Origin of the sequence: Psychromonas sp., assembly GCF_047632995.1 — a bacterium.
In the GTDB taxonomy this organism is placed as follows: domain Bacteria; phylum Pseudomonadota; class Gammaproteobacteria; order Enterobacterales; family Psychromonadaceae; genus Psychromonas.
In genome coordinates, this window is sequence record NZ_JBLIEK010000011.1 from 18,977 (window position 1) to 32,925 (window position 13,949).

17 protein-coding genes and 4 tRNA genes are annotated in these 13,949 nt (G+C 39.5%); 13 read left to right on the forward strand and 8 right to left on the reverse strand.

Features of this window, described 5'->3' with window-relative positions; translation table 11 throughout:
• Nucleotides 1–84: 84 nt before the first annotated feature.
• From ACJAT7_RS03650 to ACJAT7_RS03685, 8 genes are all read left to right on the forward strand, one after another.
• The gene (locus ACJAT7_RS03650; RefSeq protein WP_415225479.1) at nucleotides 85–594 is read left to right on the forward strand and encodes a sigma-70 family RNA polymerase sigma factor; all 510 of its coding nucleotides are present in this window, start codon (nucleotides 85–87) and stop codon (nucleotides 592–594) included.
• Complete coding sequence (locus ACJAT7_RS03655; RefSeq protein ID WP_415225440.1) at nucleotides 587–1,300, forward strand: DUF3379 family protein; 714 nt, start codon at nucleotides 587–589, stop codon at nucleotides 1,298–1,300. Before ACJAT7_RS03650 ends, ACJAT7_RS03655 begins: the two co-directional genes overlap by 8 nt.
• A gap of 375 nt (nucleotides 1,301–1,675) precedes the next feature.
• A tRNA-Asn gene (locus ACJAT7_RS03660) sits at nucleotides 1,676–1,751 on the forward strand.
• A 204-nt stretch (nucleotides 1,752–1,955) separates the two neighbouring features.
• A tRNA-Asn gene (locus tag ACJAT7_RS03665) sits at nucleotides 1,956–2,031 on the forward strand.
• Between the two features lie 188 nt (nucleotides 2,032–2,219).
• A tRNA-Asn gene (locus tag ACJAT7_RS03670) sits at nucleotides 2,220–2,295 on the forward strand.
• A 480-nt stretch (nucleotides 2,296–2,775) separates the two neighbouring features.
• Nucleotides 2,776–2,851: transfer RNA gene (locus tag ACJAT7_RS03675), tRNA-Asn, on the forward strand.
• A gap of 193 nt (nucleotides 2,852–3,044) precedes the next feature.
• Nucleotides 3,045–3,455: a CidA/LrgA family protein gene (locus ACJAT7_RS03680; RefSeq protein WP_415225441.1), complete on the forward strand. Its 411-nt coding sequence runs from the start codon at nucleotides 3,045–3,047 to the stop codon at nucleotides 3,453–3,455.
• A gap of 1 nt (nucleotide 3,456) precedes the next feature.
• Entirely contained in the window at nucleotides 3,457–4,134 is a 678-nt protein-coding gene (locus ACJAT7_RS03685) for an LrgB family protein (RefSeq protein WP_415225442.1), read from the forward strand.
• A gap of 66 nt (nucleotides 4,135–4,200) precedes the next feature.
• On the opposite strand, the gene purN is transcribed toward ACJAT7_RS03685, so the two are convergent.
• Together purN and purM are read right to left on the reverse strand one after the other, a co-directional pair.
• Complete coding sequence (gene purN, locus ACJAT7_RS03690; protein WP_415225443.1) at nucleotides 4,201–4,857, reverse strand: phosphoribosylglycinamide formyltransferase; 657 nt, start codon at nucleotides 4,855–4,857, stop codon at nucleotides 4,201–4,203.
• 4 nt (nucleotides 4,858–4,861) lie between these two features.
• Nucleotides 4,862–5,902, reverse strand: a complete 1,041-nt coding sequence (purM, locus tag ACJAT7_RS03695; protein WP_415225444.1) for a phosphoribosylformylglycinamidine cyclo-ligase — start codon at nucleotides 5,900–5,902, stop codon at nucleotides 4,862–4,864.
• A gap of 285 nt (nucleotides 5,903–6,187) precedes the next feature.
• Here purM and ACJAT7_RS03700 point away from each other — a divergent pair, with 285 nt between their 5' ends.
• Both ACJAT7_RS03700 and hda read left to right on the forward strand, forming a co-directional pair.
• Entirely contained in the window at nucleotides 6,188–7,243 is a 1,056-nt protein-coding gene (locus ACJAT7_RS03700) for a DUF2066 domain-containing protein (RefSeq protein WP_415225445.1), read from the forward strand.
• Nucleotides 7,244–7,255: 12 nt separating this feature from the next.
• A complete protein-coding gene (gene hda / locus ACJAT7_RS03705; RefSeq protein WP_415225446.1) occupies nucleotides 7,256–7,984 on the forward strand; it encodes a DnaA inactivator Hda in 729 nt (242 codons plus the stop codon).
• 15 nt (nucleotides 7,985–7,999) lie between these two features.
• Here the strand turns inward: hda and ACJAT7_RS03710 are convergent, their stop codons facing one another.
• The 5 genes from ACJAT7_RS03710 to ACJAT7_RS03730 all read right to left on the reverse strand — a co-directional run bounded on the left by ACJAT7_RS03710 (nucleotide 8,000) and on the right by ACJAT7_RS03730 (nucleotide 10,631).
• A complete protein-coding gene (locus ACJAT7_RS03710) occupies nucleotides 8,000–8,374 on the reverse strand; it encodes a DUF2069 domain-containing protein (protein WP_415225447.1) in 375 nt (124 codons plus the stop codon).
• Between the two features lie 43 nt (nucleotides 8,375–8,417).
• Nucleotides 8,418–8,768 (reverse strand): arsenate reductase (glutaredoxin), encoded by a 351-nt coding sequence (gene arsC / locus ACJAT7_RS03715; protein ID WP_415225448.1) that lies wholly within the window; start codon nucleotides 8,766–8,768, stop codon nucleotides 8,418–8,420.
• Nucleotides 8,769–8,865: 97 nt separating this feature from the next.
• Nucleotides 8,866–9,306 carry a YcgN family cysteine cluster protein gene (locus ACJAT7_RS03720; RefSeq protein WP_415225449.1) on the reverse strand — a complete coding sequence of 147 codons (441 nt, stop codon included), beginning with the start codon at nucleotides 9,304–9,306 and terminating at the stop codon, nucleotides 8,866–8,868.
• Nucleotides 9,307–9,313: 7 nt separating this feature from the next.
• The gene (locus tag ACJAT7_RS03725) at nucleotides 9,314–10,345 is read right to left on the reverse strand and encodes a lytic murein transglycosylase (RefSeq protein WP_415225450.1); all 1,032 of its coding nucleotides are present in this window, start codon (nucleotides 10,343–10,345) and stop codon (nucleotides 9,314–9,316) included.
• Nucleotides 10,332–10,631 carry a YcgL domain-containing protein gene (locus ACJAT7_RS03730; RefSeq protein ID WP_415225451.1) on the reverse strand — a complete coding sequence of 100 codons (300 nt, stop codon included), beginning with the start codon at nucleotides 10,629–10,631 and terminating at the stop codon, nucleotides 10,332–10,334. The genes ACJAT7_RS03725 and ACJAT7_RS03730 overlap by 14 nt, the downstream gene beginning before the upstream one ends.
• A 126-nt stretch (nucleotides 10,632–10,757) precedes the next feature.
• On the opposite strand from ACJAT7_RS03730, the gene minC reads away from it, so the two are divergent.
• From minC to minE, 3 genes are read left to right on the forward strand one after another with little or no spacing between them, the layout of a single operon-like run.
• Nucleotides 10,758–11,471, forward strand: coding sequence for a septum site-determining protein MinC (gene minC, locus ACJAT7_RS03735; protein WP_415225452.1), 714 nt, complete (start codon nucleotides 10,758–10,760; stop codon nucleotides 11,469–11,471).
• An 18-nt stretch (nucleotides 11,472–11,489) separates the two neighbouring features.
• Nucleotides 11,490–12,302, forward strand: coding sequence for a septum site-determining protein MinD (gene minD, locus ACJAT7_RS03740; RefSeq protein ID WP_415225453.1), 813 nt, complete (start codon nucleotides 11,490–11,492; stop codon nucleotides 12,300–12,302).
• A 1-nt stretch (nucleotide 12,303) separates the two neighbouring features.
• Nucleotides 12,304–12,570 carry a cell division topological specificity factor MinE gene (gene minE / locus ACJAT7_RS03745; protein WP_415225454.1) on the forward strand — a complete coding sequence of 89 codons (267 nt, stop codon included), beginning with the start codon at nucleotides 12,304–12,306 and terminating at the stop codon, nucleotides 12,568–12,570.
• Nucleotides 12,571–12,657: 87 nt separating this feature from the next.
• On the opposite strand, the gene ACJAT7_RS03750 is transcribed toward minE, so the two are convergent.
• Nucleotides 12,658–13,710: an aldo/keto reductase gene (locus ACJAT7_RS03750; protein WP_415225455.1), complete on the reverse strand. Its 1,053-nt coding sequence runs from the start codon at nucleotides 13,708–13,710 to the stop codon at nucleotides 12,658–12,660.
• Nucleotides 13,711–13,949: the final 239 nt, after the last annotated feature.

A 13,949-nucleotide genomic window follows, 5' to 3' on the forward strand; every position in this document is an offset into this window, starting at 1 on the left:
GTGAGATTTTCGAGGGAAAGAAGATAAATGAATTTATTTACCCGTAAACGAAATAAAAATGACGAAACTAAGGTCTTTTGTAGCATGAAGAGAAAACAGAAACGTTATGAAGCGCTTGTCCATATATATAGCCCCGATCTCTACCGTTATGCGTATTGGATTTGTCGTGACCCCGATATTGCTAAGGATTTAGTACAAGAAACGTGTCTGCGCGCATGGAAAAACTTGGACAGTTTATTAGATGACAATTCAGTAAAGGGATGGCTCTTTACCATATTGAGGCGCGAAAATGCACGCCGCTTTGAACGCAAACGATTACCGCTGGTTGATCTCGATGATTTTGAAATTGCTGATCAATATGATTGCAGTAAAGAGATGGAAAATGAGTTGTTAGGGCGAAAAATAGCGCTTCTAGCGAACGAGTATAAAGAGCCTTTATTGCTACAACTTATTGCAGGTTTTACTGCAGAGGAGATAGCAATACAGTTAGATTTAAATAAAAACACGGTATTAACACGTCTATTTAGAGCAAAAAACTTATTGAAATCATCACTGACAAGCGTTACAGACAAAAATGGGGAAGCACATGGATGATATCTTATTTCGTCATACTGCGATTGCGACACCTAATGACAAAGAAGCAGCCTTTTTGCAAAGGCAGGTTGAATCTGAAAAAGATAAAGCACTGGTAAATGAGGCTAAGCAGTTTGATTTAGATCTTCAGTCGTTATTAAAAGTAGACGTACCTGAAAACTTAGCAGAGAAAATACTGTTTGAGCAACGATTTTCAGCAGAAAATAAAAGCAGAGTGAACAATCGTTGGCATATTGCGGTTGCGGCTTCAATTGCATTTATTATCGGCATTAGCTTACCTCTGTTAACTAGCCTTAATTCTTCACCATTAGATATAGGTACGGTTGCCATGCAGCACGTGCAACAAGAATATTATTTTACGGCCAAAATAAACGAACAGGCTAGCCTCGCTTCAGTGAACGCTAAACTTGCCAATTACGGCGGGAGCGTGAAAGGGGAGTTGGGTGATGTGTTTTTTGCAAATTACTGCAGTTTTGCCGGTACCTCTGCTTTGCATATGATAATACAGGGTGAAAAGGGAAGAGTGACGGTATTTGTTGTGCCTGATGATGCGGAATTTATTGAAACGGCTGCTTTTAATAACCAACATTTAAAAGGAATAACAGAAAAAATGGGTAAAACCAATGTAGTTATTGTTGGAGAACGAGATGAGCCACTTGAAAAAATGAATTTGAAACTACAAAAAAATATTCAGTGGAATATTTAGAAAACCTCTAATTTACTTATTAAACAAATAAAAGGCCCTCTTTTGTGATTGGTTGCTTGAATTATCGTCAACCAGTTTTTTTATGCGCCATTTTGGTTGACAGAAAGATACGCAAAAAATATACTGCGCCCGTCTTCAATACTTCTTCATTACACTACATGTAATAGAGTAGTAAAAGAATGATTTTACTTAGCTCAGTTAGTCGAGCAGTAGAAACACTGTTAATCTGATATTCAGGTCGGTGGTGAAAAGAACAATTCCTCTTTAGCTCAGTTGGTAGAGCAGTTGAGGCTCTGTTAATCGTTTAGATAGATTGACAGTAAAACAAAACTTCTTCTTAGCTCAGATAGTAGAGCAGTAGAAGCAAAAAACAATTCCTCTTTAGCTCAGTTGGTAGAGCAACGGACTGTTAATCCGTGTGTCGTTGGTTCAAATCCAACAAGAGGAGCCATATTATTTCGGTGTTGATATTATCCGCATTAAATTATCGACACTGAAAGTGTGAAAACACTATAAAAGTTTTTACTAAAAGAACAATTCCTCTTTAGCTCAGTTGGTAGAGCAGTTGAGGCTCTGTTAATCTATTAGATGGATTAGCAGTAAAGCAAAACTTCTTCTTAGCTCAGATAGTAGAGCAGTAGAAGCAAAAAACAATTCCTCTTTAGCTCAGTTGGTAGAGCAACGGACTGTTAATCCGTGTGTCGTTGGTTCAAATCCAACAAGAGGAGCCATTTTGTTTCAGTTTTGATATTTCGCATTGAATTTTCGAAACTGAAAAAGTGTTAAAACACTATAAATTTTAAGACTGTTAATCTGATGTTTAGGTTGGTGGTGAAAAGAAAACTTCTTCTTAGCTCAGATAGTCGAGCAGTAGAAGCTCTGTTAATCCGACATACGGATTAGTGGGAAACCGAACAATTCCTCTTTAGCTCAGTTGGTAGAGCAACGGACTGTTAATCCGTGTGTCGTTGGTTCAAATCCAACAAGAGGAGCCATATTATTTCAGTTTTGATATTTCGCATTGGATTTTCGAAACTGAAAAAGTGTGAAAACACTATAAAGTTTAAGACTGTTAATCTGATGTTTAGGTTGGTGGTGAAAAGAACACTTTTACTTAGCTCAGTTAGTAGAGCAGTAGAAGCACTGTTAACCTTATGTAAGGGTTAATGGTTAAAAAACAATTTTACTTAGCTTAGTTAGTAGAGCAGTAGAAGCACTGTTAACCTTATGTAAGGGTTAATGGTTAAAAAAAAATTTTACTTAGCTCAGTTAGTAGAGCAGTAGAAGCACTGTTAACCTTATGTAAGGGTTAATGGTTAAAAAACAATTTTACTTAGCTTAGTTAGTAGATCAGTAGAAACACTGTTAACCTTATGTAAGGGTTAATGGTTAAAAAACAATTTTACTTAGCTTAGTTAGTAGAGCAGTAGAAACACTGTTAACCTTATGTAAGAGTTAATGGTTAAAAGAGCAATTCCTCTTTAGCTCAGTTGGTAGAGCAACGGACTGTTAATCCGTGTGTCGTTGGTTCAAATCCAACAAGAGGAGCCATATTAAAAACCCCAGGTTGAATCAACCTGGGGTTTTTTTTTGATTTTAAATAGGCGGTTAAAACTGTCTATTGCTGTAGCGTTAAGTCGCTTCTGTATATATCAATCAATAAGCAATTTTCGATTAGTTAATGTGATCACGAGAAAGTATTGCTATTATTACCACCTCATATATTCAACCACTTCAAATTATAATGATAAATTTAAAAAATATTTTTCAACAACTGCTGACGCTTAATGCATTGAGACAAGCGTTTGATTTTTTACGTGGTTTTTTACTTATCCTGCTTTTTTTAAGTTTTGGTAGGTTTATCAGCGCTTATTTACCCATTCCCTTTCCTGCCAGCATTATCGGTTTGGTTTTACTGTTTATTGCTTTATCAACTTCGCTAGTAAAGGTGGAGTGGATAATGATGTCAGGACATTTTATTTTAAAATATATGGCACTGCTATTTATTCCAATCGGGGTGGGATTGCTCAATTATTTTGATCTGATTATCAGCCATTGGCTCGTTATTGTATGCTCTCTATTATTTACGACATTATTTATTATGTTGGTAGTGGGACACTTCTATCAATATATTAATAAAAATAAGGAGCTCTGATTTGTTTCTCTATTTTGCTTTACCATTAACCCTTGTAGTTTTTTTCGGTTGTAAATACCTTTATTCAGTAAAACCATGGGCAATTTTAAATCCCGTATTATTATCCATTTTACTTTTGATTTTGATTATCTGTTTATTGAACCTGGATTATAGCGAGTATAAAAGTGGCGCTTATCCATTAACTGCCTTATTAGAGCCAGCGGTTGTTGCATTGGCACTGCCTCTGTATCTGCAGCTTCACCTTCTCAAAGAAAAATTAAACAGTATTTTATTCGCCTGTTTGTTGTCAGTATTTGTCGCATTTGGCTGCGCTTTTTATCTGATGCCTTTGCTGGGTGCCGATTTAATCACATCCGCATCGTTTGCTCCGCAGTCAGTGACCACGCCGATTGCCATGGAGATAAGCAAAAGTTTGCACGGGATTGTTTCATTAACTGCTGCTATGGTTATTTTTGCAGGTATTATTGGCTCAAGTGTTGGTTTGGGATTTTTAACGCTGGTGGGGGTGAAAAATAGTCAAGCTCAAGGTGTCGCAATGGGGTGTGCTTCTCATGCTCTGGGTACCGCTAAAGTATTAGAGACCGATAAGGTGGCTGGCGCATTTTCTTCTGTGGCATTAATAATCTGTGCTATTTTATCCGCACTATTAATGCCGCTGCTATATGCTTTGCTTTTTTAATGAATGTAATGGACATAAAAAAGCCGAAGTAGAACTTCGGCTTTTTTATGTTTATGGCATTGATAACTAATCAGCGGCATAACCATTTTCAGGCAGTATTTCACCATCGAGTACCGCTTGGCCATTATCGTTCATCAATAGACGTCCGGATAAGAACCATTGCGCCACTAACGGGTAGATCAAATGCTCTTGTGTGAGTACTCGCTCAGCTAACTCTTCAGCCGTATCTTCAGCAAAAACAGGCACTCTAGCCTGCAAGACTGTAGCGCCGCTGTCGAGTTTTTCTGTTACAAAATGAACACTCGCACCATGATCATGATCACCGGCATCAATCGCACTTTGGTGGGTATTAAGACCCTGATATTTGGGCAATAATGAGGGATGAATATTGATCATCTTACCCAAATAACGATTAACAAAGTCTGCCGTTAAAATGCGCATAAAACCAGCTAGAACAATTAAATCAGGCTGGTATTGATCAATTTCCGCGGCTAATAAGGCATCGTATGTTTCACGTTCGCTGATACCTTTGCTGGCAACTACAACCGATTTAATCCCCGTATTGTTAGCTCGTTCTAACCCATAAACATCCGCTTTATTACTAATCACCGCTGCAATTTCAATCTTTTTACCTGCCAGTTGGCTATTATGCAACTTATCAATGATCGCTTGCAGGTTAGTACCGCCACCAGAGATAAGTACAACAATTTTTTTAGTAACCATTTTTTTAGTTAATCTCTACTTGAGATTCACCATCTGCTGCATTTTCGATGTGGCCTAGTACCCAAGCGTTTTCACCCTGCGCAGTTAAAATTTCAACTGCTTTTTCTTTTTCAGAATCAGGTACAACAATTGCCAGACCTACACCACAGTTAAAGGTGCGGTACATTTCTTCGGTTTTTACATTACCATTTTCTTGTAGCCAGTTGAAAATAGCAGGCCATTCCCAGCTTTTACCATCAACAACCGCTTTACTACCTTTTGGCAGTACGCGTGGGATATTCTCCCAGAAACCACCACCGGTAATATGTGAAATAGCATGGACAGGGCAGTTTTTAATTAATGCTAATGCAGATTTAACGTAAATTTTAGTGGGGGTTAATAGCGTATCGCCTAGTGTTGAATCACCAAATGGTGCGCTTGTATCCGCTTTTGATACTTCTAAAATTTTACGTACTAAGGAGTAACCATTTGAGTGGGGACCACTTGAGCCCACTGCGATTAGTGCATCTCCAGCAGCGACTTTAGTGCCATCAATAACATCCGCTTTTTCAACAACACCGACACAGAAACCAGCGATATCGTAATCGTCACCTTCATACATGCCTGGCATTTCAGCTGTCTCACCACCAATCAATGAACAGTTAGCAAGCTCACAGCCTGCACCGATACCTGTTACGACATCAACTGCTACGTCCACATCTAGTTTGCCTGTGGCGTAATAGTCTAGGAAAAACAGTGGCTCTGCACCTTGAACGATAAGATCGTTTACGCACATTGCCACTAAATCGATACCAACGGTATCGTGTTTTTTAAGGTCTATCGCCAAACGCAGTTTTGTACCGACACCGTCCGTACCTGCAACTAATAAAGGCTCTTTATATCCTGTTGGTAGTTGACACAATGCGCCAAAACCACCTAAACCACCCATTACTTCTGGACGTTTAGTACGTTTTGCTACACTTTTTATACGTTCAACTAATGCTGTACCCGCGTCAATATCAACGCCAGCGTCTTTATAGCTTAAAGAGGTTTTTTCGTTGCTCACTTGCATTCCTCGCAAAATGTAAAAGCGGTTGTCGCTTTTATTAAATTTATAACTGCGCGCATTTTAGCATCTATACGAGTAGGATCTAATTATTTATCTGTTGAATTGAAACTTTATGGTGAATCTTTTATAAATTAATCGCCATTAGCGACTTTATATGGAAATTAAATGCAGCGTTGATTGTTTAAAGTGATGAGTTTTACAACTTAATTATGATTATCATCTTGCAATAGGATTAGATCTGCTTATGATCTAACTTTTATTATTGTAATGGGTAGCTAAATAATGACTTTCATTTTCTCTGTGCGTAGTTTATTTATATTACTTCTTTCATTCAGTTCGCTGCTTTTTGCCAGTCCGTTTGATAACCCCTATCAAGGTTCTGTTGTCGTAGTACAGCAAAGTGAAGATGAATTAAAAGAGCTGGCATTAAAACAGGTTTTGGTAAAGGTATCAGGCAATGTGCAAATTGCAGAGATTGCTGAAAGTAAGCTGTTGCTGGAAAACACGCAGAGTTTATTGTCCCAGTATGGTTATAAGAGTTACCAAAATACGCGCTACTTTATGGCGGTATTTGATAAACATAAAATTAATCAAGCATTACAAGCGATGCAGCAACCGATTTGGGGAGACACGAGACCCACTACTCTGGTTTGGTTGGTTAAAGATAGCGGGAGCGAACGCCAACTTGTTTCCGATAATATGGTCAACCTGAGTGCGGATTCAGCATTCTCATGGGCACTGCAAAACGAACAACGTAACCGTGGTGTCGCGCTACAGTTTCCACTCATGGATCTTGAAGATAGTTTAGCTTTATCTATCTCAGATGTGTCAGGGCGTTTTTATGATCCAATATCAACAGCTTCCCAGCGTTACAGTGCTAATCATTTTATTGTTGCCAACTTGAAACATAGCAGCGGGGAAAACTGGTCTTTAGTATGGGAATTAGCAAGGTTTAATCCGATTACCAAGCAGAATGAAGTGTTGCTTTCAGAGAAAGGTTACGGTAAAAAAACGTCAATTGTGTCAGCGATGGTCAGTAATGTTGCTGATTATTATGCAAGCCAGTATGCCGTTATCGATAATCAGGGTGAAAAATTTTCGCAAACTATCTATGTGAATGGCATTAACTCATTGGCACAACTCACCCAATTAAATAAGACACTGTCAAACCTTTTAGCGATCAACTCATTTGCAGTGACGTCGGTAGAGGGGTCACAAGTAACGCTTAATATTAAAATAAACGGCGGTATGACTAGTTTTAAAAATGGAATTTTTGCACAACAAAATTTACAACCGGATCCCTCTCAAAATGATCAATTTCACTTTAACTGGCGTTAAGTAAGGAGCCCTATGCCACAGGATGAATTACGCTTTCAATATCCATTATTAGCACTTAAATTCCCAGATGATGAGACCTTTGCCAGTTTTTATCCGGGTAAAAATGCAAGCTTATTAACACAACTAAAAAATAGCGTGGTGGGACTGGGAGAGCCTGTTTTATATATGTGGGGAGAGTCGGGTAGCGGCCGTTCACATCTATTGCATGCATTGTGTTCGGAAGTCGATGAACGGGGGGAAAGCGTCGCTTATATTCCGCTTGATCATTACCAGGGTATGAGCTTGGATATTTTTGAAAACATGGAAGAGGTAACGCTCGTTTGTATCGATAATGTAGACGCCATTGCCGGGGATAAAAAGTGGGAAAAGGCGCTTTTTGACTTTTATAATAGCTGGTTGGATAACAAAAGTAATCGTCCTCCAGGTGCTAGTTTGGTGCTTTGTGCCAGTGAGCTTCCCAAGCAGTTAGGCATCAAACTTGACGATCTTGTGTCCCGATTTGAGTGGGGGGCATGTTATCACTTATCCCCACTTAATGATGAAGAAAAACTCGGCGCGCTGCAATTACGGGCGCAACTTAAAGGTATGAGGTTGCCTGTGGATGTTGGGCGTTTTTTATTAAACCGCTTGTCACGGGAGATGAATACCTTATTAAAAACACTGGACAGGTTAGATAATGCCTCTCTGGTCGCCAAACGAAAACTAACTATCCCGTTTGTTAAAGAGGTGTTAGATCTTTAAACAGGTTTTATTTCTTTACTTTTTTTTACGAATACTCAAGCCTAATTCTCGTCCTCGATACTTGGCAAAGTAGATATTCCCGGTCAAAAATAAAAGCGTTAATGTTAATTCAATAACGGCCAGAATAGTTTCAGTTTCAGAACTGAATAACGTCACAATGCTGTGCATCAAATAAAACAGGGCTAAAAAACCACTCCATGCATAGGTGTAGGGATCGCTGCGCAAAATACCTTTTAAAGGAAAGAGTAAAGGGATAAACCAGATGCCCGTTACCAACCATGGGTTTAGACCTAATGGGGAGGGGGATAACCAGAGATGCCAGACGGGTATTAAAACTAACAAGCCAAAATAGCCTATTTTGGCCAGTAACTGATAATGTTCGGTTTTCATATAACTCAACTTAGAAAAAGAGCCCAATTAGGACTCCTCTGTATTAGATGATATCAAGGACAGATTCAGGTGGTCGCCCAATCGCTGCTTTGCCGTTTGCCATAACAATTGGCCGTTCAATCAGTTTGGGATGGTCAACCATATTTTGTAGCAGTACTAATTCATTGTTTTCATCGGTTAACGCCAATGTTTTATAGCACTCTTCTTTGGTGCGCATCAATTGACGTGCAGAGGTGAAACCTAATAAGGCAATAATCTGCTGTAATTTTTCGATAGTGGGTGGGGTTTCTAAGTAGTTAATGACGACGACATTCGCGCTTTTATTTTCAAGCAGCGCCAAGGTCTCACGGCTTTTTGAACAGCGCGGGTTATGATAGATAGTAATAGCAGTCATTTTTATTCCTTTTTTGCTAACTAGGCCGCTTGCTGCTATTTGATCCGATCTTATTTTCGAATAAAACAACGCAAGCCGAGTCGTTAGGTTGTTTTTTTTATTCAGCAGGCCAAGTGACAATGTAATCTTCTAAATTAACAATATTAATCGCCGTTTCTGAAACTGTTTTGCCGCGAATTGAGCAACCGGCTTTATGCATCGCTGATTGGCTACCTGTAATTAAGGGGTGCCATTCGGGCAACGGTTTTTCTTCAACTAATAAACGGTATGCGCAACTTGCCGGCAACCAATGGAACTGGTCAATATCGTCTAAAGAGACTTTGACACAATCGCTGACCAATTCAAAACGCTGTTCATATTTTTTGCACTGGCATGATTTCGTATGCAGCAGATGACAGGCAACATTGGTGAAATGCAGCTCTTCTGTATCATCATCAATTATTTTGTTTAAACAGCATTTACCGCAGCCATCACAGAGTGATTCCCACTCTTTTTGATCCATTTGCGACAGTGTTTTCTTTTCCCAAAAATTAGTCATATCGACCCTATTTAGTTGCTGCGTTGATGCGCGGGTGATTAATGCGCTCGGACAGGTAGCTTACTGCCGTTGCAAAATAGTATGAGCGGTTCCAGTGCATTAACACCTTGTAGTTGTTATAAGCAAGGTAAACTCGTCCACTGGCATCATCAGGAATAACAATTGAAGCCTTGATCTCAACCTTGGGTAGGGCGCTGCCATCAAAGCGGCGAACGCCTAGTTCTTGCCACTGCTGCAGTGTTTTTTGTTGTTGAATACCGGCTAGCTGATTATCAAAATTATCAGGCAATAAAACTTGTCGGCCCCATGTCTCATCATAGTTCCAACCTTCGGTTTTTAAATAGTTAGCGGCAGAAGCAAACACATCCGCGTAGCTATTCCATATATCTTTTTTGCCATCACCATCATAATCGACCGCATAGTTCAAATAAGAGGTGGGCATAAATTGCACTTGCCCCATTGCACCGGCCCAAGAGCCGATAAACTCTTCTTGTTTAATATGTCCCTCTTCTAAAATGGTGAGTGCCGCAAATAACTGTTTCTTAAATAACGCTTCGCGACGACCTTCATAAGCCATCGTTGTTAAAGAAGAGATAACATAATGACGGCCTGTTAAATTACCGAAATTAGTTTCAATTCCCCAAAGCGCCACAATAAAGCGGGGTTGTACGCCATATTCTTTGCCAATTTTCTGTAATAGAGGGTAATGTTTTTTATATGCAGCGCGCGCTTGCTCAATTTTCCAGTCAGGTACTGCGCGTGGAAGATAGGTATCCAAGGTTAATTTAAACTCAGGTTGCGCCTTATCTGATTTGACACTGCGCTGTAAAAATTCAACGTTAGCAAACGCATTATCAACAATAGTTGTATCAATACCGTTCGCTTTTGCTTCAGTTTTCATCTGCTCAACATAATCGTTAAAAGGTATTTTTTGAGCCTCATCAGCCACTGCTGTTTGCGTTAATATCAAGCCTGCCAGAAGCGCCACACACTGTTTTTTAAATACACAAGGGAGAATCACTGATTTAATCAATTTCATAACTGTTTCCTTTTTGCCTTTGTTGCCATTTTTTATGTTCTTTTAAGTAGTCAACAGGAGGGGGGGGGAGTTGTAAATAATAGCCCTCATCTGTTATTGATGAGAGAACTTTTTTAGGATCAGCAAGGGCAAGCTTTGTCTCCTCTTTAATATTTAATAAAGAGACCAACTGTGGCGGACCAAATTGGGTTAAAAGCGCATCCGGTACGGGTGAAAAATCATCTCTTTTTGCGATAAAAAGATAGGTCTGTGATTTGCGAATACTTTTATATACAGCACATAACATAATACTAATGTAGCCCTTTGCTTGCCTATTTCGGTAGCAAACTATAACATGCATATAGGTTTAATTTTGATAGAAAATCACTGATTTTTAAATCAATTAATTAAAATTTAAAAAGATAGGATGATTATGACATTGAAATCGTTGAATTTCACCTTGCTGGTGGTGAATATTGATAGTGAGGAGCTTACAGAACTTTCTGATGAGCTCAATAAAAAACGGTTGATGGCCCCCGACTTTTTCTGTGATGCGCCGATTGTTGTTAAGGTAGAAAACGATACTCTGAATTTAGATTTTTCTCAATTAAAGAATATAGTGAGTGAACAAGGATTTATCTTAGCCGGGATCACGGGAGATTTATCTGAATCGCAGAAAGGGCAAATTAAAGCTCAAAAAATCGCTATATTAAGTAGCTCAAAACATTCACAACATCGTGAAAAAGTTGAAATAGATCCAGTAAATAAAACGGCAGTTCAAGTAGAACGGCGCGAGTTTGTTCCTGCTGAGGTGAAAACTAAAATTCATACTGGTCGGGTTCGTTCCGGGCAACAAATTTATGCCAAAGAGTGTGATCTTGTTATAAATGGTGATGTGGGTGCGGGGGCCGAAGTGATTGCTGACGGCAATATCCATATTTATGGGGCGTTACGTGGTAAAGCATTAGCAGGAGCGATGGGAGAGAAAAGTGCCTGTATCTTCTGCCAATCGCTTAGTTCTGAACTTGTGTCGATCGCAGGTGTTTATCAACTAAGTGATGATTTAGCCGCTGATTTTGTGGGTAAATCGTGCATTGTTTCACTACAAGACGAACAGATTGTATTATCCAATTTAAGTCGGATTTAATTTAGCTAAGGAATAATGATGGCAAAAGTAATTGTCGTAACATCAGGTAAAGGTGGTGTTGGTAAAACAACTAGCAGTGCTGCAATTGGTTGTGGTCTTGCAATGAGTGGCGCAAAAACTGTGATTATCGATTTTGATATCGGTTTACGTAATCTAGATCTGATTATGGGTTGTGAACGGCGTGTTGTTTATGATCTTATTAATGTGATTAACGGAGAAGCAAATTTACAGCAAGCCTTAGTGAAAGATAAACGGGTTAATGATCTGTTTATTTTACCCGCGTCGCAGACACGAGATAAAGATGCATTATCTAAAGCGGGTGTTGAGAAAGTCATTGCTGATTTAAAAGCGGACGGTTTTGAATACATTATTTGTGATTCACCCGCAGGTATCGAACAAGGTGCTATGATGGCGTTGTATTTTGCAGATGAGGCGATTGTAACAACCAATCCTGAAGTATCTTCGGTACGTGATTCAGATAGAATTACGGGTATGTTATCCAGTAAATCTCACCGCGCTGAGTTGCAGCTAAGCCCTATTCGAGTACATCTTTTGATCACCCGTTATAGTCCTGAGCGTGTTGAAAAAGAGGAGATGTTAAGTATTGACGATATCAATGATCTGTTAGGTATTGAATTGTTAGGCGTGATCCCTGAGTCACAGGATGTATTGAATGCATCTAACTTAGGTGAACCCGTGATTTTGAATCAAGATTGTGATGCGGGAAAAGCATATCAGGATGCAGTGGATCGTTTGTTGGGTATTAATCGAGAGTTTCGTTTTGTTACCTATCAAAAGAAAGGTTTTTTAAGCCGGATATTTAGAGGTTAAGATGGGATTATTACAATATTTTAGACAGGAAAAACCCAAAAAAGGTAGCGCAAGGCTAGCCAAAGATCGGTTGCAAATTATTGTCGCACATGAACATTCATGTGCAGCAAGACCTTCCTACTTAATTGAAATGCAGCAGGAGATTGTTGCTGTTATTCGCAAATATATGGATATTTCAAGCGATGACGTTAAATGTGAATTTAGCGATAAAGCGGATGATGATATGTCTGTGTTAGAAGTGAATGTTGCTTTACCAAAACATAAATAGCTAATATAAAAAAGGCGGTGTATTTAATACTCCGCCTTTTTTTGTGCTCAGTTAAGCCTAGTTCAATATTATAAACTTAGTTAAATTTTAAAACGGGGCCGGATAACGTTTAAGTAGAGAGTCTATATCACTTAATGCTTGTACGCTGAGCGGGTTGGAAAACGCCTGGATATTTTCTTTTAATTGTTCCATATTGGTCGCGCCAATAATAGTCGAAGTTACCCCGTCAACTTGATTGCACCAGGCCAGCGCCAATTGTGCCGGAGTTAAGCTATATTGCTTAGCAAGCTCTGCGCAGGCTGCAATTGCTTGCTCCGCCGTTTTCGTATCTCTCAATAAACCATTACGTTGCGTTAAGGTCCAGCGACTCCCTTGTGGGCGGGCGCCATTAAGATATTTTCCGCTTAACATACCGCCTGCGAGCGGTGACCAAGGTAAATAAGCAATCTCTTCATGAACGCAGTTCTCAATTAAATAGGGCCAGTCTTTAGTATGTAATAAATTAAATTCATTTTGAATGGAGACCATACGCGGCAAATCATACTGCTTGCTTAATTTCAGGTAAGTATTGATGCCCCACGTCGTATCATCTGATAAACCACAGAAACGGATTTTTCCCGCATCTATACAGTGCTGCAATCCGCGTAAAATATCTAACATTTGCGCACTCTGATCGGTCGCATCTACATCACTGAATTTAAACTGATTAGGCCACTGTTTGCCAAAGTGCGGCGAAGTACGGTTAGGCCAATGTAATTGAAAGAGATCGATATAATCAGTTTGTAACCGTTTTAATGATGCATCGACAGCTTGTACGACCGCTTGGCCGGTAATCGGCCCGCCATTACGTACCCAATCTAGTCCCGGTCCGGCTATTTTGCTGGCTAAAATAATCTCCTTGCGGCGATTCGGATTTTTACCTAGCCAGTTACCAATAATAGTTTCAGTTTTACCATAGGTATCAGGGGAGGGGGGAACCGCATACATCTCTGCTGTATCAATGAAATTAATGCCTTGCTGCAGTGCATGTTCAATCTGTTGATTGGCATCTTGTTGGTTATTTTGCAATCCCCAGGTCATGCTGCCTAAACAGATACGCGAGACAGAAACACCACTGCTTCCTAATGTTGAAAATTCCATAGTAACCTCATAAGTAAAATGATTGTTAGTCAGTCTAGCAGCTGCACGTTGCACTGTAACTCGTCCCCGCTGTTATATTTTTTATGCGTGAGTGGTATGCGATCGGGGACAATTTCTACTGCGTTGATTCGGGTGTCGAAGGCGTTTTGTTTGTTGTATACTCGCTGTTCGGCTTTTTTGTTTTGCGAAATAATTGAAAACGTTTTCGCTGAAGATAGTTGCATTACCCCATCAAGATC